Source organism: Bradyrhizobium sp. in8p8 (genome assembly GCF_000426845.1).
GTDB lineage: Bacteria > Pseudomonadota > Alphaproteobacteria > Rhizobiales > Xanthobacteraceae > Bradyrhizobium > Bradyrhizobium japonicum_C.
This window is the reverse complement of the sequence record NZ_AUGD01000003.1, coordinates 401,664-421,333: the sequence shown is the minus strand read 5'-3', so window position 1 is coordinate 421,333 and position 19,670 is coordinate 401,664. Positions and strand designations below refer to the sequence as shown.

General features: G+C 65.5%; 20 protein-coding genes. 19 read left to right on the top strand and 1 reads right to left on the bottom strand.

The genetic code is table 11. The features are described 5' to 3' along the window. Positions 1-25: 25 nt before the first annotated feature. The 16 genes from murJ to trmB all read left to right on the top strand — a co-directional run bounded on the left by murJ (position 26) and on the right by trmB (position 14,997). Entirely contained in the window at positions 26-1,558 is a 1,533-nt protein-coding gene (murJ, locus tag K408_RS0112115) for a murein biosynthesis integral membrane protein MurJ (protein WP_024338534.1), read from the top strand. Positions 1,559-1,641: 83 nt separating this feature from the next. Beyond that, on the top strand, positions 1,642-2,694 hold the full coding sequence (gene trpS / locus K408_RS0112110) for a tryptophan--tRNA ligase (RefSeq protein ID WP_024338535.1): 1,053 nt from the start codon (positions 1,642-1,644) through the stop codon (positions 2,692-2,694). A gap of 90 nt (positions 2,695-2,784) precedes the next feature. Continuing rightward, entirely contained in the window at positions 2,785-3,279 is a 495-nt protein-coding gene (locus K408_RS0112105) for a universal stress protein (RefSeq protein ID WP_024338536.1), read from the top strand. 176 nt (positions 3,280-3,455) lie between these two features. Continuing rightward, positions 3,456-4,025 carry a NifU family protein gene (locus tag K408_RS0112100; RefSeq protein ID WP_024338537.1) on the top strand — a complete coding sequence of 190 codons (570 nt, stop codon included), beginning with the start codon at positions 3,456-3,458 and terminating at the stop codon, positions 4,023-4,025. Positions 4,026-4,114: 89 nt separating this feature from the next. Continuing rightward, positions 4,115-4,810 (top strand): tRNA (adenosine(37)-N6)-threonylcarbamoyltransferase complex dimerization subunit type 1 TsaB, encoded by a 696-nt coding sequence (gene tsaB, locus K408_RS0112095; RefSeq protein ID WP_024338538.1) that lies wholly within the window; start codon positions 4,115-4,117, stop codon positions 4,808-4,810. Continuing rightward, complete coding sequence (gene rimI, locus K408_RS0112090) at positions 4,807-5,292, top strand: ribosomal protein S18-alanine N-acetyltransferase (protein WP_024338539.1); 486 nt, start codon at positions 4,807-4,809, stop codon at positions 5,290-5,292. The genes tsaB and rimI overlap by 4 nt, the downstream gene beginning before the upstream one ends. A 40-nt stretch (positions 5,293-5,332) precedes the next feature. Continuing rightward, on the top strand, positions 5,333-5,788 hold the full coding sequence (locus K408_RS0112085) for a Fur family transcriptional regulator (RefSeq protein ID WP_024338540.1): 456 nt from the start codon (positions 5,333-5,335) through the stop codon (positions 5,786-5,788). 4 nt (positions 5,789-5,792) lie between these two features. Then, on the top strand, positions 5,793-6,473 hold the full coding sequence (locus tag K408_RS0112080) for an HAD family hydrolase (protein WP_024338541.1): 681 nt from the start codon (positions 5,793-5,795) through the stop codon (positions 6,471-6,473). 187 nt (positions 6,474-6,660) lie between these two features. After that, positions 6,661-8,055: a tRNA (N6-isopentenyl adenosine(37)-C2)-methylthiotransferase MiaB gene (gene miaB / locus K408_RS0112075; protein WP_024338542.1), complete on the top strand. Its 1,395-nt coding sequence runs from the start codon at positions 6,661-6,663 to the stop codon at positions 8,053-8,055. A gap of 64 nt (positions 8,056-8,119) precedes the next feature. Continuing rightward, positions 8,120-9,115, top strand: coding sequence for a PhoH family protein (locus tag K408_RS0112070; protein ID WP_024338543.1), 996 nt, complete (start codon positions 8,120-8,122; stop codon positions 9,113-9,115). Positions 9,116-9,174: 59 nt separating this feature from the next. Continuing rightward, complete coding sequence (ybeY, locus tag K408_RS0112065; RefSeq protein ID WP_024338544.1) at positions 9,175-9,684, top strand: rRNA maturation RNase YbeY; 510 nt, start codon at positions 9,175-9,177, stop codon at positions 9,682-9,684. A 1-nt stretch (position 9,685) separates the two neighbouring features. Continuing rightward, positions 9,686-10,801 (top strand): hemolysin family protein, encoded by a 1,116-nt coding sequence (locus K408_RS0112060; protein ID WP_024338545.1) that lies wholly within the window; start codon positions 9,686-9,688, stop codon positions 10,799-10,801. Beyond that, entirely contained in the window at positions 10,798-12,411 is a 1,614-nt protein-coding gene (gene lnt / locus K408_RS0112055; RefSeq protein WP_024338546.1) for an apolipoprotein N-acyltransferase, read from the top strand. Before K408_RS0112060 ends, lnt begins: the two co-directional genes overlap by 4 nt. A 221-nt stretch (positions 12,412-12,632) precedes the next feature. Further along, positions 12,633-13,046 carry a helix-turn-helix domain-containing protein gene (locus K408_RS0112050; RefSeq protein WP_024338547.1) on the top strand — a complete coding sequence of 138 codons (414 nt, stop codon included), beginning with the start codon at positions 12,633-12,635 and terminating at the stop codon, positions 13,044-13,046. 86 nt (positions 13,047-13,132) lie between these two features. Then, positions 13,133-14,290, top strand: coding sequence for a M20 family metallopeptidase (locus tag K408_RS0112045; RefSeq protein ID WP_024338548.1), 1,158 nt, complete (start codon positions 13,133-13,135; stop codon positions 14,288-14,290). Beyond that, positions 14,287-14,997 carry a tRNA (guanosine(46)-N7)-methyltransferase TrmB gene (gene trmB / locus K408_RS0112040; protein ID WP_024338549.1) on the top strand — a complete coding sequence of 237 codons (711 nt, stop codon included), beginning with the start codon at positions 14,287-14,289 and terminating at the stop codon, positions 14,995-14,997. Before K408_RS0112045 ends, trmB begins: the two co-directional genes overlap by 4 nt. Before the next feature lie 111 nt (positions 14,998-15,108). Here trmB and K408_RS0112035 read toward each other — a convergent pair whose 3' ends face one another. Beyond that, entirely contained in the window at positions 15,109-16,191 is a 1,083-nt protein-coding gene (locus K408_RS0112035; protein ID WP_024338550.1) for a DUF2336 domain-containing protein, read from the bottom strand. A gap of 351 nt (positions 16,192-16,542) precedes the next feature. Between K408_RS0112035 and rimP the strand changes: the two genes are divergently transcribed. From rimP to K408_RS0112020, 3 genes are all read left to right on the top strand, one after another. Then, positions 16,543-17,298: a ribosome maturation factor RimP gene (gene rimP / locus K408_RS0112030; RefSeq protein ID WP_024338551.1), complete on the top strand. Its 756-nt coding sequence runs from the start codon at positions 16,543-16,545 to the stop codon at positions 17,296-17,298. A gap of 2 nt (positions 17,299-17,300) precedes the next feature. Further along, positions 17,301-18,908: a transcription termination factor NusA gene (gene nusA, locus K408_RS0112025; protein WP_024338552.1), complete on the top strand. Its 1,608-nt coding sequence runs from the start codon at positions 17,301-17,303 to the stop codon at positions 18,906-18,908. Positions 18,909-18,985: 77 nt separating this feature from the next. Beyond that, on the top strand, positions 18,986-19,669 hold the full coding sequence (locus tag K408_RS0112020; RefSeq protein WP_024338553.1) for an RNA-binding protein: 684 nt from the start codon (positions 18,986-18,988) through the stop codon (positions 19,667-19,669). Position 19,670 lies beyond the last annotated feature (1 nt).

Sequence of the window (19,670 nt, the reverse complement as noted above, 5' to 3'; positions counted from 1 at the left end):
GCAAGCAACGGTATTCTCGACGGCAATGATCCGCTCCTTCCTGACCGTCTCGACGGGAACATTGGCCTCGCGGCTGCTGGGTTTTGCCCGCGATTCCCTGATTGCGGCGCTGCTCGGGACCGGCGCCGTGGCGGACGCGTTTCTGGCGGCGTTTCAGCTCGTCAACGTGGTCCGGCGGCTTCTCAGCGAAGGCGCGCTGAACGCGGCGCTGATCCCGGCCTGGCTCCGTATCCGCGACCATGACGGGCAGCGGGCTGCCGCGGCATTCGCGGGGCGCGTGCTCGGCACGGTCAGCGCGGCCCTGATCGCGATCTCGATCGTCATCGCACTTCTGATGCCTCTGGTCATCACGGTGATCGCGCCGGGATTCCTCGGCAGCGGCACGCTCGATCTCGCCGTCGCGAATGCGCGGCTGATGCTGCCCTACCTTGCCTTTGCCGGTCCGGTCACGGTGCTGATGGGACTGCTCAATGCGCAAGGGCGCTTTGCCCTCACCGCGTTCTCGCCGCTGCTGTTCAACATCGCGCTGATCGCCGCGATCGCAGTGCTGCTGCTGGACCGCGCAGATGCAAGCTTCGCCGCGTGGATCCTGGCGGCCAGCGTCGGCATCGCCGGCCTGCTGCAGCTTCTGATGCTGCTGTCGCAGCGAAGCGCGCGTCTTGCGACGCCGCTGCGCGCCAGCTTCGACAAGGAGATGCGCGGCTTCTTCGCCAAGGCCATCCCCGGCATGCTGGCAAGCTCGGGCCCGCAATGGCTGATGGTCGCAGGCGCGATCATCGCCTCGGCGACGCCCTCCGCGGTGTCCTGGCTCTATTTCGCCAACCGGCTGATCGAGCTGCCGCTCGGTATCGTCGGCGTCGCCATGGGAACGGTGCTGGTGCCGGAGCTGACGCGTGCCGTGCGCAGCGGAGATCGCGACGCGGTGGCGCACGCCGAATCGCGCGCGCTGGAGCTTGCGACCGGGCTGACGCTGCCGGCGACCCTCGGCCTGATCGTACTGGCCGAGCCGATCGTGCGGCTGTTGTTCGAGCATGGCGCTTTCGGCGCACAGGACAGCGCGGCGACGGCGAACGCCCTGATTTGGCTGGCGCTCGGCCTGCCGGCGCATGTGCTGATCAAGGCGCTGTCGCCGGCGTTCTATGCCCGCAGCGACACGATGGCGCCGCTGCTGGCCACGGCCCAGGGCTTCGTGGTGACGGTCGTGCTCGCGCTTCTGCTCGGCCATGTCTTCGGCGCGAGCGGGATCGCCGCAAGCATCGCGGCCGGCGCCTGGAGCAGCGCGCTCGCGCTGCTCCGCAAGGGCACGAGCGAGTTCGGCTTCGCGGTCGATGCGAGCGCCCGCACGCGGCTGCCGCGGATCGCGCTGGCCGCGATCGCGATGGGCGGCCTGCTCTGGCTGACCACAGGTCTGGTGCCTGCCGAGAGCCAAGGCTTCATCAAGTTCGTCGCGCTGGGTGCGCAGATCGCGGCGGGGATCGCCGTCTATGGCCTGCTCCTGCGGATCCTCGGCGTCACCTCCTGGCATGAGGCGGTCGGCGCGTTGAAACGGCCCCGCTAAACCACGAGGCCCGGCGAAATACCCTTGACGGGGCAGCGCCGCTGTTGGAAACGACGGCGCGAATACCTATGGGAAGGCTGACCATGCCATTCGTTGAACGGGTCTTTTCGGGCGTCCAGCCGACAGGCAATCTGCACCTCGGCAATTATCTCGGCGCGATCGTCAACTTCGTGAAGATGCAGGAAACCCACAACTGCATCTATTGCGTCGTCGACATGCACGCGATCACGCAGGGCGTCGACGTCTGGGGCGGACCGGCCGAGCTCACGCGCAACACCCGCGAGGTCACGGCTGCGTTCATCGCTGCCGGCATCGATCCGAAGAAGCACATCGTGTTCAACCAGAGTCAGGTCTCGGGCCATGCCGAGCTCGCCTGGATCTTCAACTGCGTCGCGCGCATGGGCTGGCTCGGCCGCATGACCCAGTTCAAGGAGAAGGCCGGCAAGGACCGCGAGAACGCGTCGGTCGGGTTGTTCGACTATCCCGTGCTGATGGCGGCCGACATCCTGCTGTACCGCGCCACTCACGTGCCGGTCGGTGAGGACCAGAAGCAGCATCTCGAGCTTTCGCGCGACATCGCGCAGAAGTTCAACAACGATTTCGGCGATTCCATTCGTGCCCAGGGCGCCAGTGACGGCCTGTTCTTCCCGCTGCCCGAGCCCCTGATCACGGGACCGGCGACGCGCGTGATGAGCTTGCGGGACGGCACCAAGAAGATGTCGAAGTCGGATGCCTCCGACAATTCGCGCATCAACCTCACCGACGATGCCGACACCATCGCGCAGAAGATCCGCAAGGCGAAGACCGATCCGGAACCGTTGCCGACCGAGGAAAAGGGCCTGGAAGCCCGCCCCGAGGCCGACAACCTCGTCGGCATTTTCGCCGCGCTCTCCGGCCGCTCCAAAGCCGATGTGCTGCGCGATTTCGGCGGCGGCCAGTTCTCGAGCTTCAAGAACGCGCTGGCGGAGCTGTGCGTCACCAAGCTCGCGCCGATCGCCGGTGAGATGAAGCGCCTCGTCGCCGACCCCGGCCATATCGACGCGATCCTGAACGACGGCTCCGACCGTGCCCGCGCCATCGCCGACGAGACCATGAAGCTCTCGAAGGACATCGTCGGCTTCATCCGCCGGCGCTGACCTTCGCTCTCGTGACGCCGGCCGGCGCCCCCTCTCCCAAAGCGAAGGCGAGTGTGGCAGCATGCCGGCCGTGCACATTCTGGGACATGCATGACCAGCAAGCGACTTTGCTACGAGTCGGGCCACAAGCCCAAATGCCTCGTCATCGTCGATGACACCGCCGAATGGGATCGCGCGGTGTATTACGCCAGCCGCTGGGCGATTCGGGCCGGGGGCGGCGTGGTGATGCTTCGCATCATCGAGCCCGAACAGCAGAGCCAGGAATGGCTTGGCGTTGCCGACATCATGCGCGCGGAAGCGCAGGAGGCCGCCGAAGCCGCACTCGACCGCGCCGCCGGCAGGGCCAATGGCATCGCCGCAATCACCCCGGAGCGGGTGATCCGGGAGGGCGCGCCGATGGAACAGCTGCTCGCGGTGATCGACGAGGATCCCGATATCGCCATGCTGGTGCTTGCCGCCAATCCCGGCCCGGAAGGGCCGGGACCGCTGGTCGCGATGCTCGCGCAGGCGGTCGGAACCTTTCCAATACCGGTGACGATCATCTCGGGGGCGCTGAGCGACCAGAGCGTGGATCTGCTGTCGTAGCGCGGTGCCTCCTACCCTTCCCTGGAGGGCCCCATCCAGGGAAGGGCAATCTAGTGCCTAAGCCTCTGATCTGGCTTTGAAATGCTCGCCCTGCCCCTTGATCGTGCGTTCCCCCTCGCCATCTGCTAGTGGATAGGTACGCGCCGGCCTTGAACCGGCGACGTCTGGAGAAAGCCATGTTCATTCAAACCGAAGCCACTCCCAATCCCGCCACGCTGAAGTTCATTCCCGGCCGCGTCGTGGTCGACGGCAACCCGATGGAGTTTTCGAGCCGCGAATCAGCCGCGCGCTCGCCGCTGGCTGAAAAGCTGTTCGACGTGCCCGGCGTCACCGGCGTGTTCTACGGATCGGATTTCATCACCGTGACCAAGGCGAACGGTGAATGGCAGCAGCTCAAGCCCGCGATCCTGGGTGCCATCATGGAGCACTATATGTCGGGCGCGCCGCTGCTTGCCGACGGCACAGCGCAAGGCGATGCCGATCTCGACGACGAGGACGAGTTCTTCGATGAGGCCGACGCCGAGACGGTCGACATGATCAAGGACCTGATCGAGACCCGGGTGCGGCCGGCGGTCGCCAATGACGGCGGCGACATCACCTTCCGCGGCTTCAAGGACGGCATCGTCTATCTCAACATGAAGGGTTCTTGCGCCGGCTGCCCGTCGTCGACGGCCACGCTCCAGCACGGCATCCAGAACTTGCTGAAACACTTCGTTCCGGACGTGGTCGAAGTCCGGCCGATGTGATTGGAGCGCGAATGGCGAGCAAGCGAATGGCGAATGGAACTCGGATCGGCTAGACTGTCCGCTATTCGCCACCCGCCATTCGCTTTTTCATGCTGATCCTCGCCATCGATACTGCGCTCGACGCCTGCGCAGCCGCCGTGCTCGACACCGAAACGGCCGAGCTGCGCGCGCATGAATCGCTGCCGATGAAGCGCGGCCATGCCGAAGCCCTGATGCCGCTGATCGCGCGGGTGATGCAATCGGCCGAGCTCGGCTTCACCGCGCTCGACCGCATCGCCGTCACCACCGGGCCCGGCAGCTTCACCGGATTGCGCGTCGGCATCTCGGCCGCACGCGGACTGGCGCTTGCCTCCGGCAAGCCCGCGGTGGGATTGACGACACTGTCGGCCTATGCCGCGGCCATCGTCAGCCAGAACAAGTCGGCGCCCGTGCTCTCCGCAATCGATGCGCGGCACGACCATGTCTATTTCCAGATTGTGGCCGGGGACGGCAGCCAGCTGGTGCGACCGGGTGTCGCCTCGATCGACGAGGCGATCGCCGCCTCGCAATTCGGCGCGCCGCATCTGGTCGGCAATGCCGCAAGCATCCTCGCCGATCGCTGGCCCAAGGATGGACCGCAGCCTGTCGCGGTCGACGCGCAACCTGCGCCCGACATCGGCTGGATCGCCTGGCTTGGTGCAGCTGCCAATCCCGACACCACCCCGGCGCGGCCGTTCTATCTGAAGGCGCCGGACGCAAAGCCGGCGGCGCAGAAGCACCTCGCAGCACAAGCCGCGACCTCATGATGGGATGGCTGTCCGAATGGTGGCGCGGCGGCAGCGCCGTCGTCGAGCCTGCGACCTTGCGCGATGCCGCGCGGCTCGCGCAGCTGCACGGCGCGTCCTTCGCGCGCGGCTGGGGCGAAGGCGAGTTCGAGAGCATGATCGGCGAGCGCAACACGCTGGTGCATCGCTTGCGTCTGGGCGGAAAGACGATCGGCTTTGCGGTGTCGCGGGTCGGCGCGGACGAAGCGGAGATTCTCTCGATCGCGGTCGACGCGGCTTATCGCGGCCGCGGCCTCTCCCGCACGCTGTTGATGACCCATCTCGGCCATCTCGCCGGACGCGGCATTCGCACAATATTTCTCGAGGTCGAGGAAAATAACCAGCCGGCGCGGCGGCTCTACGAGCGGGCCGGATTCACGGTGGTCGGACGCCGCGAACGCTACTATAAGCAGCCGAACGGGGAACAATTGAACGCCCTTCTGATGCGGCGTGACTTGTCGTAACATTGGTGGCAGAAAACGCCTCCGCCAGGCAGACAAACCTATGACCGCATTGAAACCCTCCTCCACATCCAAAGCGTCCGATATCGAGGCGCGCTGCGCTGCCACGGGCATGCGCATGACCGAGCAGCGCCGGGTCATTGCCCGCGTGCTCGCGGAGGCTGCCGACCATCCGGATGTCGAGGAATTGTACCGCCGCTGCGTCGCCGTTGACGACAAGATATCGATCTCGACCGTGTATCGCACCGTGAAGCTGTTCGAGGATGCCGGCATCATCGAACGCCACGATTTTCGCGAGGGCCGCGCGCGTTACGAGCAGATGCGCGACAGTCACCACGACCACCTCATCAATCTGCGCGACGGCAAGGTGATCGAGTTCACCTCCGAGGAGATCGAGAAGCTTCAGGCGGAAATCGCCCGCAAGCTCGGCTACAAGCTGGTCGATCACCGGCTCGAGCTTTATTGCGTCCCGCTCGACGACGACAAGCCGACGTCCTGATTTGGTGCCGATAGACCTCATCATCTTCGATTGCGACGGCGTACTCGTGGACAGCGAGGTGATCTCCTGTCGCGCGCATGCCGACGTGCTGACGCGGCACGGCTATCCGATCACCTCGGAGCAGGTGTTCGAACGATTCCTGGGACGCTCGACGCGGCAGGCCAATCTCGAGATCGAGACCGAGCTCGGCCGCAAGCTGCCCGAGGCCTATCACGGCGATCTTCAGGACGAGCTGTTCCGCTCGTTCGAGGCCGACCTCGAAGCGATCCGCGGCATTCGCGACGTGCTCGATGTCGTTACGCAAGCTGTCTGCGTCGCCTCGAGCGGCTCGCACCAGCGTATGCGCGTGAGCCTGGGAAGTACCGGTCTCTACGAGCGCCTGGCGCCGAACATCTTCTCGGCCTCGCAGGTGAAGAACGGCAAGCCGGCGCCGGACCTGTTTCTGCTGGCGGCGAGCGAAATGGGCGTGGCGCCCGAGCGCTGCGTCGTGATCGAGGACAGCCTGGCCGGCATCGCCGGCGCCCGGGCCGCGGGCATGACGGTGTTCGGCTTCTACGGGGGCAGCCATTGCCGGCCCGGTTATGCCGAAACGCTGCGCGAGGCTGGCGCCGACCTGATTTTTGCCGACATGCATCAGCTGCCGGAGCTGGTCCGGCGTGCGGGAGCGAAGGCCCTGGCGGGCTAATTCCGCTCTTTGTGTCACTCCGGGGCACGCGCGGAGCGCGTGAACCCGGAATCCAGAGGTTTTGGCGCGAGATTCCGGGCTCGCGACTGCGCGCACCCCGGATCACGATCCAAATGCCTCCATTCGCTGGATTTTCCCCCCTGCAGCCTATATCTGAGGGCCGTCTTCCACCGCCATTTCAGGTTCCATGACGCCGCCGCGCAAGCTGCACATCAAATCATATGGCTGCCAGATGAACGTCTACGATGCGCAGCGCATGGTGGATACGCTGGCGCCGGAAGGATTCGTGGAGACGGCGAGCGCGGAGGATGCCGACCTCGTCATCCTCAATACCTGCCACATTCGGGAGAAGGCCTCGGAAAAGGTCTATTCCGAGCTCGGCCGGTTGCGCGTCGCCAAGGACGAAGCCGCGCGCGCGGGCCGCGCGATGCAGATCGCCGTCGCGGGCTGCGTGGCGCAGGCCGAGGGCGAGGAGATCGTACGCCGCGCGCCGGTGGTCGACGTCGTGGTCGGGCCACAGAGCTATCATCATCTGCCGGAGCTGTTGAAACGCGCCGGCAGTGAAGGCCGTGCGATCGAGACCGAATTCCCTGCGGCAGACAAGTTCGGCTTCCTGGCCCAGCCCAAGCCAGACGCCATCCGCGCGCGCGGGATTTCCGCCTTCGTCACGGTGCAGGAAGGCTGTGATAAGTTCTGCACCTTCTGCGTCGTTCCCTATACGCGCGGCGCCGAGGTGTCGCGTCCCGTGGCGAAAATCGTCAATGACGTGAAGCGTCTTGCCGACAACGGCGTGCGCGAGCTCACGCTGATCGGGCAGAACGTCAACGCCTATCACGGCGAGGGTCCGGACGGGAAAACCTGGTCGCTCGGCCGGCTGCTCGAACATCTGGCGGCCATTCCCGGCATCGCGCGGCTGCGCTATTCGACCAGCCATCCGCGCGACGTCGACGACAGCCTCATCGCAGCCCATCGCGATCTCGATGCCCTGATGCCGTTCGTGCACCTGCCGGTGCAATCGGGCTCGGACCGCATACTGGCCGCCATGAACCGGAAACATACCGCCGATGATTACCGGCGCGTCGTCGACCGTTTCCGTGCTGCACGCCAAGACATTGCTTTTTCATCAGATTTTATCGTCGGCTTCCCCGGCGAGAGCGAGCAAGATTTTCTCGCCACCCTCGCACTCGTCGCGCAAATCGGCTACGCTGCAGCCTATTCGTTCAAATACTCCGCCCGGCCGGGAACGCCGGCGGCGGACATGCAGGAGACGGTATCCCCCGCCGAGATGGACCAGCGATTGGAGCGGCTCCAGGAACTGATCGACAGCCAGCAATCGGCCTTCAACAAGGCTGCGATCGGCTCGACGGTCGACGTGCTGTTCGAGCGTCCGGCCCGCAAGGAGGGCCAGATCGTCGGCCGCACCGCCTACCTCCAGCCGGCGCATGTGATGGCTTCGCCCGACATCATCGGACAAATCCTGCCGGTGCGCATCGACCGCCTCGAGCGCTACAGTTTTCTCGGCGAACTCGTGACGCCGCGTGGCGCGCGCGAGCACGCTTTATCGCAAGCCACTGGAGCCTGAACCCTTGCCAAAAAGCGCATCGGATTCGTCTTCGTTCGCTCCCAGCCGCAAATTTGATCGCGACATGCAAGTTCCGCCCGAGACCCAGGTCGTCATCGACTTCGACGACAACCGCGCCGCTTCCGCGCTGGTCGGCCCCTACGGCCAGCACCTCGCGCAGATCGAGCGGCGGCTCGGCGTCGTCGTCGATTCCAAGGGCAACCACATCACCATCGGCGGCAGCCGCGACGGCTGCGACGCCGCGCGCCGCGTGCTGGAGATGCTCTATGCGCAGGCGGCGAAGGGACAGGATCTCGACCAGGGCGAGGTCGAGGGCGCGATCCGCGCCGTGATCGCCCAGGGCTCGCTGTTCGAGTTCGACGCCAAGTCCGCCAAATCGGCGTTCGACAGCATCAATCTGCGCAAGCGCCCCGTTCGCGCGCGCACGGCCGCGCAGGACTCTTACATCCGTGCGCTGAAGCGGCACGAGCTGGTGTTCGGCGTCGGCCCGGCCGGCACCGGCAAGACCTGGCTCGCCGTCGCCCACGCCGCGCAGCTGTTCGAGCGCAAGGAGGTCGACCGTATCATCCTGTCGCGTCCGGCAGTGGAAGCCGGCGAGCGGCTCGGCTTCCTGCCCGGCGATCTCCGCGAGAAGGTCGACCCCTATCTGCGGCCGATCTACGATGCGCTGTACGACCTCATGGACGCGCGTATCGTCGAGCGTGCGCTCCAGACCGGCGAGATCGAGATCGCGCCGCTCGCCTTCATGCGCGGCCGCACCCTCACCAATGCCGCCATCATCCTGGACGAAGCCCAGAACACCACATCGATGCAGATGAAGATGTTCCTGACGCGTCTCGGCGAGAACAGCCGCATGATCGTGACCGGCGATCCCTCGCAGATCGACCTGCCGAACGGCCAGACCTCGGGTCTGGCGGAGGCAACGCGTCTTCTGAACGGCGTCGAAGGCATTGCTCAGGTTCATTTCAGGGCCGAGGACGTGATCCGCCACGAACTCGTGGCGCGGATTGTCGCCGCCTACGAAGGGCCGCCGCAGCGGCCGACCACCGGTCAATCCTGACGAGGCAACACCGGACTCCAGAGGTCGCGACCACGGCGCCCCTCGTCCCAGACAACACAATGTCCCATCCCAATCTTCCCATGACCGAGGTCCTCGTCGTCGCCGATTGCTGGCAGCGCGAGCCCGATTCCGAAGCCGTGATCCAGCGAGCGGTGGCCGCTGCCGCCGAGAGCATTCACGAGGACGTTGCCGATGCGGAAGTGGCTGTGATGCTGACCGATGATGCCGGCATCCGCACCCTCAACAGCAACTGGCGCGGCATCGACAAGCCGACCAACGTGCTGTCGTTCCCCGCGCTTCAGCAGGAGGGCGACCGGAAGCCGGGCGATGCGCCGCGCATGCTCGGCGACATCGCGATCGCCTATGAGACCATGCGGCGCGAGGCGGACGAGGAACACAAGCCGTTCGATCACCATCTGAGCCATCTCGCCGTGCACGGCTTCCTGCACCTGATCGGCTACGATCACGAGAACGACGACGACGCCGAGGAGATGGAAGCGCTGGAAACGCAGATCCTGGCGCATCTCGGCATCCCTGATCCCTATGCAGACCGCGCGGGGACACACTGATATGCCGGATTCCGATCCAATCCAGGACAACCCGCGCAACACGGCCAATTTGCCGGTCGTGGTGACACAAGGCGAGGTGATGCGTCCGACGGCGGACGGCTGGCTGCTGCGCGCCATCCGGACGCTGTTCGGCTGGAAGGCGGGATCGGTCCGCGACGACCTCAAGGTCGTGCTCGACGCAACGAGGCCCGACGACACCGGCTTCTCGGCCGTCGAGCGCACCATGCTGCGCAACATTCTCGGCCTGCATGAGCGCCGCATCGCCGATGTCATGGTGCACCGCGCTGACATCGTCGCAGTGAAGCAAGACATCCCGCTCGGCGAGTTGATGGACCGCTTCGAGAGCGCCGGCCACTCCCGCCTCGTGGTCTACAACGAGACGCTCGACGATCCCGTCGGCATCGTCCATATCCGCGACCTGCTCGCCTTCATGACCGCGCGCGCCCGGGTGTCGGAAGTCACCAAGACCAAGCGCAAGAAGCCGCTGCCGGCAGGGCTCGACCTGCGTGCCGTCGATCTCGCGCTGCCGCTTCATGAAGCGCGTATCATCCGCAAGCTGCTCTACGTGCCGCCCTCGATGCGGGCTATTGACCTGCTCGCGCAGATGCAGGCCACGCGCATCCATCTGGCGCTGGTGGTCGACGAGTATGGCGGCAGCGACGGGCTGGTCTCGATCGAGGACATCGTCGAGCAGATCGTCGGCGAGATCGACGACGAGCACGACAGCGACGAGCCACCCTCGATCGTGCGCCTGCCCGACAACGCCTTCATCGCCGACGCCCGCGCCCGCCTCGACGATGTCCGCTCGGTGATCGGCGAAGACTTCCTAACCGGCGAGGCCGGCGAGGAGGTGGAGACGCTGGGCGGCTATCTGGTCAGCTTCGTGGGGCGCCTGCCGGTGCGCGGCGAGGTGATCTCGGGCCCCGGCACCTACGAGGTCGAGGTGCTCGACGCCGATCCGCGCCGGGTCAAGCGGCTGCGTATCTCGACGCGGAAGGAGCGCCCCGCGCCGCGCGCCCAGCGCGAGAGAAGCCGCCGCGAGGCGGCCCCCGACGCAGGTCAGCCGCCGGCGGGCGAAACGCCCACGTCGCCGAGCGACGGGACCAGCCAACAGTGAGTCCATTGCAGCGACTCCGGCAGATCGCGCTTGCCATCATCCTCACCTGGGGATGGAAGCGCGCGGTGATCGCCATGGCGGCGGGGGCGCTGTCGGTGCTGGCGCTGGCGCCGTTCAACCTCTTCCCGGTGCTGTTCATCACCTTCCCGGTAATGGTCTGGCTGATCGACGGCGCCGGGGCCGGCCGACATGGCGGCGTCCCCGCCGCCGCATTGACCGGCTACTGGTTCGGGCTGGGCTATTTCGTCCCCGGCCTCTACTGGATCGGCTATGCCTTCTTCGTCGACGCCGATGTGTTCGCCTGGCTGACGCCGTTCGCTGTGCTCGGCCTGCCTGCCTATCTGTCCATCTTCACGGCCATCGGCTTTGCACTGGCGCGCCTGCTCTGGACCAAGAACGCCACGCGTGTGCTGGCGCTCGCCGCGAGCCTCACCATCAGCGAGTGGCTGCGCGGTCATGCGCTGACCGGCTTTCCCTGGAACACGTTCGGCTACGCGCTGTCCGAGCCGCTGCCGCTGGCACAGACGGCGTCGCTGATCGGCCTATGGGGCATGACGTTCCTGACCGTCGCGATCTTCGCAAGCCCGGCGACGCTGATCGACCGCACGCCCGACCGCCGCCCGCAATGGCGCGTGCCAAGCGCCGCCGTCGCACTTCTGATCGTCATGAGCATCTTCGGCGCAATCCGCCTGTCGCTCCATCCGACCGCGATGGTCTCAGGCGCCAAGCTGCGCCTGATGCAGCCGAACCTGCAGCAGGACGCCAAATTCAACTACGCCGCCAAGGCGGAGGTGATGAAGAAATACCTTGCGCTGTCGGACCGCGCCTCCGGCCCGCAATCGACCGGCGTGCGCGATGCCACCATCCTGATCTGGCCGGAATCCGCCTTTCCGTTCTTCCTGACCCGCGAAGCCGGCGCGATGGCGCAGATCGCCGACCTCCTGCCCAAGGGCACCGTGCTGATCACGGGCTCGGTCCGCGCGCCCGACCTGCCGCGCGGCACGCCGATCACGCGCGCCTACAACTCGATCTACGTGATCGATCACGACGGCAGTGTGCTCGCAGTGTACGACAAGCTGCATTTGGTACCGTTCGGTGAATTTCTCCCATATCAGGCATTGATGGAGAAGCTCGGTTTCGAGCAGCTGACGCGTGTGCGCGGCGGCTTCATTCCCGGCACCGTGCGGCATGCGTTGCCGGTCGCCGGCGCGCCGCCTGCGCTGCCGTTGATTTGTTACGAAGCGATCTTTCCCGGCGAGGTGGCAGGGCGCAACGAACGTCCGGGCTGGATCGTGAACCTCACCAATGACGGGTGGTTCGGCATTTCGACCGGTCCTTATCAGCATCTCGAGCAATCGCGGATGCGCGCGATCGAGCTTGGTTTGCCGCTCGTGCGCTCCGCCAACACCGGCATCTCCGCGGTGATTGATCCGGTCGGGCGCACCATCGCCAGCCTCGGTCTCGGCATCGAAGGCATCTTGGATGCAAACCTGCCGGCCGCACTGCCGCCGACCGTCTATGCGCGCGTCGGCGATGCGCCTGCAGCCATGCTCGTTGCGCTCGCAGTGATTGTGGCGGTCCGGCGGCGCGTCGCCAAGCGGCACACCTGATCGCGCCATGTCCGCGCTCGCGGCCAGAATCCTTTGACAACCGTAGTCTCACGGTTGACAGACTGCACATGGCCTCCTCATTCTGCACCCGCTGCAAAAGACAGTGGGCATTGCTAAATTTCTCCGCAATGTTTCCCAATAACAGGGTTTGATTTTGACGATGCTGCACCCGAGGCATTCGCGATGATTGCGCCGAGGGTGATGTTTGGAGGGCTGAGGAAATGTCAAAAGCGCCCAACCCTGTTGACAAATATGTCGGCAGTCGCGTGCGCATGCGCCGCATCATGTTGGGCATGAGTCAGGAAAAGCTCGGTGAAGCTTTGGGCCTGACTTTCCAGCAGATTCAGAAATACGAGAAGGGCACGAACCGGGTCGGCGCGAGCCGAATCCAGCAGATCGCCGAAATTCTCCAGGTGCCGGTCTCATTCCTGTTCGAGGGCGGCCCGAGCGGCGTGCCGGGTCCGGAAGGCTTCAGCGAAGGCGCCTCGCCCTCTTACGTCTCGGACTTTCTCGCGACCTCCGAAGGGCTCGCCTTGACCAAGGCGTTCACGCGAATCACCGATTCGAAGATGCGCCGCTCGATCGTCGATCTCGTCGAGCAGATCGCGGCCCGCGAAGGTCCCGACAAGCGCTGAAGGGCCGTCTCAAGCGCGATTTGAGACTGCGTCAAATCTGGCCTATGTCGTCATTTGCGACCGCGCATTGATGCACCTCCGCTTCGATGATGCGATTCAAAGGCACAGATGCATCCATGACCAGCTCCAATTGGTTCGATTCCCAAACCATTCTCGACGGCATCCGCCGCTGGGTGGAGATCGAGACGCCGACGGAATCACCTGAGCAAGTCAACGAGCTGGTCTCCTTGGTCGCGGAGCAATACCGCGGCCTGCCCGTCACCCTCGAGCGCGTCGCCGGCGTGGCTGGCTGCGGCGATCATCTTGTGGCGCGCACGAATTGGGGTCAGGACCGGCCAGGCATCCTGGTGCTGAGCCACCTCGATACCGTTCATCCCGTCGGATTCATCGAGCGCCTGCCGTTCAAGGTCGAAGGCGACGTCGCGTTTGGACCCGGCATCTACGACATGAAGGGCGGCGCCTACATCGCCCATCATGCCTTTGGCGCGCTCTGCGCCACCGGCGATCGCTCGCCGCTCGGCATCACGCACCTGTTCACCTCCGACGAGGAGATCGGCAGCCCGACGTCACGTGCGCTGATTGAGAAGGAAGGGCGCAAGGCCAAATATGTGCTGGTGACCGAGCCGGCACGCGACGGCGGCAAGATCGTCACCGGACGCAAGGGCGTTGGTCGCTTCCAGGTGCACATCAAGGGTGTGCCCGCGCATGCCGGCTCCCGGCCCGAAGACGGCCGCAGCGCCGTCCGCGAGCTCGGCCACGTCATCCTGGCGCTTGAAGGAATGAATGATCCCGCGCGCGGCGTCACAGTCAATGTCGGCCTCGTGCGCGGGGGCACGCGCCCCAACGTCACGCCGGAAGAGGCTTACGCCGAAGTCGATCTGCGCGTCGTGAGCCTGAAGGACGCGGACGAGTACGTCGACAGGATTCTCGCCCTGACAGCGAAGACCGACGGCGTCACCGTCAGGGTCGCCGGCGGGCTCAATCGTCCGCCCTACGAGAAGAGCAACGCGGGGGCCTCCCTGTACGAACATGCGAGGTTGCTCGCCAGGGAGATCGGATTCGAGCTGATCGACACCCATACCGGCGGCGGCTCGGATGGCAATTTCACCGCCGCGCACACCGCGACGCTCGACGGGCTCGGCGTCGACGGCAAGGGCGCACACACTCATTTCGAGCAGCTCTACGTCTCGTCGCTCGCGCCACGCGCGCGGCTGCTCCATCGGCTGTATCAGACCCTGCGATGAGCGAACGCAAATCAGATCCCGGTCGCGACGACAGCGAGCGCGCCTTCTTCGGGCGCCGCAAGGGTCACAAGCTCCGGCAGCATCAGGCCGAGCTGATCGACCATCTGCTGCCGCATCTCGCGCTCGACATCAACGGCGAGGCGCCGGTGGATGCCCGCGCGATCTTCGCTCCCGCAGCCGACGACGTACGGCTCGAGATCGGCTTCGGCGGAGGCGAGCATCTTGCTGCCGAGGCGCAGAACTTCCCCACGACCGGCTTCATCGGCTGCGAGCCCTATGTCAACGGCATGGCGAAGATCCTCGCGCAGATCGAGGCCGCCAACATCGGCAACATCCGCCTGTTCGCGGGCGATGCCGCAGAGCTCTTGGCCTGGTTGCCGAAGGGGGCGCTGTCGCGGATCGACCTGATCCATCCCGATCCCTGGCCGAAGCGGCGGCACTGGAAGCGGCGCTTCGTCCAGGACAGGACCATCGCCGCGATGGCGCGCGTGCTGAAGCCTGGCGGCGAATTTCGCTTCGTCTGCGACATCGACGATTACTGCGCCTGGACGCTGTCGCATCTTGCACGCTCGCAGGACTTCGTGTGGCTTGCCGAACGCGCCGACGATTTCCGGCAGCCATGGCCGGGCTACACCATGACACGCTACGGACGGAAGGCCGCGCGAGAAGGACGCAAGGCGGCTTATTTGCGGTTCAGGCGGATATGATTGTCGTTCGGAACGCGCGAAAGCGCGAACCGGAATCTCGAGCTTCTCAGGTGCGCAAGTGCGCACCATGGTTCGATGCTGCGGATCGCCCCGAAACGACAAGCGAGAGATTCAGATCGTCTGCCGGTTGCGCCAGAAATGCACGACGCGCTCGGCGGTCGTCGGCATCAGTCGCGTGAAGTTCACGCGCGCGGTCTCGATGTCGGCGTCGGCGGGCGCGCGTTGCGGGCCATACCAGAGCCGGATCAGCGCGCGCACCGTGGGCCAGCCGAGATTCAGCACGCGGCCCAAGATCAAGATCGGATCGTAGCGATCGCCCGCGATCAGGCGGTCGAGCACCGAGAGGCGAACGCCGGACATGGCCGAGAGAGCGGCGATCGATTCCTCGTATTTGTTCGCCTTGGCGAAGCCAAGCAACGCGCTCTCGCCAAGATGGCCTTCGCGGTACAGCGCCAGCACGGTGCGCTGTGCTGCCGAGTAATCACGGCGCGGTCCCGGCGGCCGGGCAGCCTCCTCGATCGCCGCCATCGCGCGCTTGATTTCGGCTTGGCGCGCGGGGTTGACCACGCTGGAGAGGCGGCGGCGGATGACGTCGAGCGTGCCGTCGAGCAGCTGCTTCAGGTGCTCGCCGGAAAGGTCGTTGCGCTGGCCGATCTTGAGCGTCAACACACCGTCCTGCGCGGCGCGCTTGATCAGCTCGGAATAGCTGCTTGGCGAGAACGCGGCACCGGCATTGCTTGCGGCACGGCGCACCACGTCGCGATCGCCGCGCTCGACCAGCACGTCGGTGACGACGGGCGACAAGGCGGGACGTTCCGTCATGGCCAGGAGATGGCCCTGGCCCTTCAAACGCGCGATCTCGACCAGGGCCGCATCGTCGAGCACAGGCGAGCGGCGCAGCACGGGACCCGCCACGGAAATCTCGTTTTCCCGCGCGAGCTGGTTGACGAGGTGCGGTGGCGCGTTGTTGAGGCGTGAGAAGCGCTCGGCGAGATCGACGCGCGAGGCCAGCTCGGCATGCGGAACGAGATCGATCAGAACATTGTCGAAGAGGGCGACCAATTCGGGGCGGAGCTTCTCCGCATCCTGGAGAAACAACTGTGCGACAGCGCGCGCGATCTCGCCGCGTCGCCGCGGATCGCCGCGCCTGACAATATCGTCCAGTCCTGGGATGAGCGACGTGGCAACGGTCATGAAAACGCAACTCGAACGGGGCACGCCGCGGGTGCGCCTTGGTTCAAGCCGCCCCACAATCCAGAAATCTAGGCTTGCTTGATGAAGGAAGCGTTGCGCGGGGTCCGCGGCCGCGCAAAAAGGCCCCATTCCCGCTGCAATGGGCCTTGTCCGGGGGTGCGGAAAGCGCTATATCAGCGCTAATTCATCTTCTCATACGATCCGCGTAGTGAGAGTGGGCCCGCAAGGACCCGCTCTTTTTTGTTACCTGAAGCGGCTTGGCGAGAGATGCGGCCCGACACTGTCGGGAGAGTTCCGAAGCGGGCTTGAAACGTAAACGAGCCTTAACCATCGAGCGCCCTGACCCTGGACATGACTGAGCCGACCCCTGGTTCCACGGATGCCGAACTGCTGGCCGAGCCGCGGCTCGTGGTCGAGCCTGGCGTCGCGGCACGGGTGTCGGCGGTGGCTGCTCCGGTGCTTCAGGGCATGGGCTATCGCCTGGTGCGAATCCGCATTTCCGGCGAGGCCGGCTGCACCGTGCAGATCATGGCCGAGCGGCCGGACGGCTCGATGCAGATCGAGGATTGCGAGGCGATCTCGCGGGCATTGTCGCCGGTGCTCGACGTCGCCGATCCCATCGATCGCGCCTACCGGCTGGAGATCTCCTCTCCGGGCATCGACCGTCCGCTGGTGCGCCGCTCCGATTTCGAGCGCTATGCCGGCCATCTGGTGAAAATCGAGATGGCGGTCGCCCATGAGGGGCGCAAGCGCTTCCGCGGCACGCTCGGTCCAGTCGAAGGCGATCGCGTCCATCTGCATCGCGACGACGTCAAGCCGGGCGACGAAGCCGACATTCTCCTGACCATGGAGGATATCGGCGAGGCGCGCCTGGTGCTGACCGACGAGCTGATCGCGGAATCCATGCGCCGCGGCAAGGCCGAGGAGCGCAAGATGCGCAGGGATCTCGGACTGGAGCCGCCGGCTGCACCGCACGCAGAGATCAGTGCGAAGATCACAAAGAACACCAAGCCGAAAAAGAAGCCGGCACCGACCAACACGAAGAAACATCGCCTTGCCGCCGAACGCGCGCGGCGCGGCGAGACCGAGCCTGACCAAGGAGACTAGCCATGGCAGTCAGCGCCAATCGACTCGAATTGCTTCAGATCGCGGACGCCGTCGCACGCGAAAAGTCCATCGACCGCGGCATCGTCATCGCGGCGATGGAGGACGCCATCGCCAAGGCGGCGCGGGCCCGTTACGGCAGCGAAACCGACGTTCATGCCGAGATCGATCCGAAGAAGGGCGAGCTGCGGCTGTCGCGCCACATGCTGGTGGTCGACAAGGTCGAAAACCCTTCCAACCAGATCTCGCTGGTGGATGCGCAGCGCGCCAATCCCGGTGCCCAGGTCGGCGACACCATCGCCGACACCCTGCCGCCGCTGGAATATGGCCGTATCGCCGCCCAATCGGCCAAGCAGGTGATCGTGCAGAAGGTGCGCGAGGCCGAGCGCGACCGACAGTACCAGGAGTTCAAGGACCGCATCGGCGACATCGTCAACGGCGTCGTCAAGCGCGTCGAATATGGCAGCGTGATCGTCGATCTCGGCCGTGGCGAAGCCATCATCCGCCGCGACGAAATGCTGCCGCGCGAAGTGTTCCGCAACGGCGACCGCGTCCGCGCCTACATCTTCGACGTCCGCCGCGAGACACGCGGCCCGCAGATATTCCTGTCCCGTACGCATCCGCAGTTCATGGCAAAGCTGTTCGCGCAGGAGGTGCCGGAGATCTATGACGGCATCGTCGAGATCAAGGCGGTCGCCCGCGATCCCGGCTCGCGCGCGAAGATCGGCGTGATTTCCCGCGATTCGTCGGTCGACCCGGTCGGCGCCTGCGTCGGCATGCGCGGCTCGCGGGTGCAGGCCGTGGTGAACGAGCTGCAAGGCGAGAAGATCGATATCATTCCCTGGTCGCCCGACATCGCGACCTTCGTAGTCAATGCGCTGGCGCCGGCCGAGGTTTCCAAGGTCGTCATCGACGAGGACCGGGAGCGCATCGAGGTGGTGGTGCCTGATACCAACAACCAGCTTTCGCTTGCGATCGGCCGCCGCGGCCAGAACGTGCGTCTGGCCTCGCAGCTCACCGGCTGGGACATCGACATCCTGACCGAGCAGGAGGAATCGGAGCGCCGCCAGGCCGACTTCGAGAACTCCACCCGCGTCTTCATGGAATCGCTCAACGTGGACGAAGTCGTCGGCCAGCTGCTGGCGTCCGAGGGCTTCACCTCGGTCGAGGAACTCGCCATGGTGGACGTCAAGGAACTCGCCGGCATCGAGGGTTTCGACGAGGAAACCGCACAAGAGCTGCAGAACCGCGCCCGGGAATATCTGGAACAGCAGGAGGCCGAGCTCGAAGCCCGGCGCAAGGAGCTTGGCGTGGAAGACGCGCTCAAGGACGTGCCCGGCGTGACCTCGAAGATGCTGGTGAAGTTCGGCGAGAACGACATCAAGACGGTCGACGACCTCGCCGGCTGCGCCACCGACGATCTGGTCGGCTGGACCGAGCGCAAGGAAGGCAGCGAGCCGACCAAGCACGCCGGCGCGCTCGACGGCATCGACATCTCCCGTGACGATGCCGAAGCGATGATCATGCAGGCTCGCGTCAAGGCTGGCTGGATCACCGAGGCCGATCTCGCCAAGCCCGAGGAGGCCGCGGCGGCCGAAGACCAGCCGGCGTAACGCGCGTTCGGCACGCGTGGAGAGCGGCTTTGCGTAAAGAACGCGCGATTTAGAAGGCCAAGGAGGATGTCGCCCGGATGCTCGCCAGCACTGACAGCGAACTCGACCATGGGCCGCGGACCGAAAGGTCCGCGACCATGCGGATGTGCGCGGTCAGCCGGGAGGTTCGGCCGATCGACGAGCTGATCCGCTTCGTCGTCTCGCCGCAGGGCGAGGTGGTTCCCGACCTCAAGCGCAAGCTGCCGGGACGGGGCATGTGGCTCACCGCCTCGCGCCAGGTGGTTGCGGAAGCCGTGCGGCGTCACCAATTTAGCAAGACCTTCAAGCGCGAGCTGCGCCCCCCTCAGACGCTTTCCACCGATATCGAGGCGCTCTTGGTTCGGAGCGTGATGGAAGCGCTTGGGATCGCCGCCAAGGCGCGTCAGGTCTTGACCGGTTTCGGCAAGGTCGAGAGCGCCCTTCGGGAAGGTACGGTCGAGGTCCTGATCCACGCCAGCGACGGGGCCGCGGACGGAATCCGCAAATTGGACATGCTGGCGCGTCAAAATGCCGGAAATGGCGGTGCCAAGCCGCAGATTCCCGTCATCACCGTACTGAAATCGATAGAATTGGATTTGGCACTGACCCGGTCAAATGTGATACATGCTGCGCTGCTCGCGGGCCCGGCGAGCAAGTCATTCCTGTCACGTAGCCAGATGCTGGTCCGATACCGGATGGCGGACGATGACAAGACTGCCGAAAAGCCCGGCCAGGATTTCTGAG

Bases quoted from the DNA above. Each gene is read 5' to 3' on its own strand.
- K408_RS0112100 (WP_024338537.1), top strand. From the start codon at position 3,456: ATGTTCATTCAAACCGAAGCCACTCCCAATCCCGCCACGCTGAAGTTC.
- K408_RS0112085 (WP_024338540.1), top strand. From the start codon at position 5,333: ATGACCGCATTGAAACCCTCCTCCACATCCAAAGCGTCCGATATCGAG.
- K408_RS0112035 (WP_024338550.1), bottom strand. From the start codon at position 16,191: ATGACCGTTGCCACGTCGCTCATCCCAGGACTGGACGATATTGTCAGG.
- tsaB (WP_024338538.1), top strand. From the start codon at position 4,115: ATGCTGATCCTCGCCATCGATACTGCGCTCGACGCCTGCGCAGCCGCC.
- K408_RS0112060 (WP_024338545.1), top strand. From the start codon at position 9,686: ATGCCGGATTCCGATCCAATCCAGGACAACCCGCGCAACACGGCCAAT.
- K408_RS0112045 (WP_024338548.1), top strand. From the start codon at position 13,133: ATGATGCGATTCAAAGGCACAGATGCATCCATGACCAGCTCCAATTGG.
- K408_RS0112070 (WP_024338543.1), top strand. From the start codon at position 8,120: ATGCAAGTTCCGCCCGAGACCCAGGTCGTCATCGACTTCGACGACAAC.
- nusA (WP_024338552.1), top strand. From the start codon at position 17,301: ATGGCAGTCAGCGCCAATCGACTCGAATTGCTTCAGATCGCGGACGCC.
- ybeY (WP_024338544.1), top strand. From the start codon at position 9,175: ATGTCCCATCCCAATCTTCCCATGACCGAGGTCCTCGTCGTCGCCGAT.
- trmB (WP_024338549.1), top strand. From the start codon at position 14,287: ATGAGCGAACGCAAATCAGATCCCGGTCGCGACGACAGCGAGCGCGCC.
- K408_RS0112050 (WP_024338547.1), top strand. From the start codon at position 12,633: ATGTCAAAAGCGCCCAACCCTGTTGACAAATATGTCGGCAGTCGCGTG.
- K408_RS0112020 (WP_024338553.1), top strand. From the start codon at position 18,986: ATGCTCGCCAGCACTGACAGCGAACTCGACCATGGGCCGCGGACCGAA.
- trpS (WP_024338535.1), top strand. From the start codon at position 1,642: ATGCCATTCGTTGAACGGGTCTTTTCGGGCGTCCAGCCGACAGGCAAT.
- rimI (WP_024338539.1), top strand. From the start codon at position 4,807: ATGATGGGATGGCTGTCCGAATGGTGGCGCGGCGGCAGCGCCGTCGTC.
- miaB (WP_024338542.1), top strand. From the start codon at position 6,661: ATGACGCCGCCGCGCAAGCTGCACATCAAATCATATGGCTGCCAGATG.
- K408_RS0112105 (WP_024338536.1), top strand. From the start codon at position 2,785: ATGACCAGCAAGCGACTTTGCTACGAGTCGGGCCACAAGCCCAAATGC.
- rimP (WP_024338551.1), top strand. From the start codon at position 16,543: ATGACTGAGCCGACCCCTGGTTCCACGGATGCCGAACTGCTGGCCGAG.
- murJ (WP_024338534.1), top strand. From the start codon at position 26: ATGATCCGCTCCTTCCTGACCGTCTCGACGGGAACATTGGCCTCGCGG.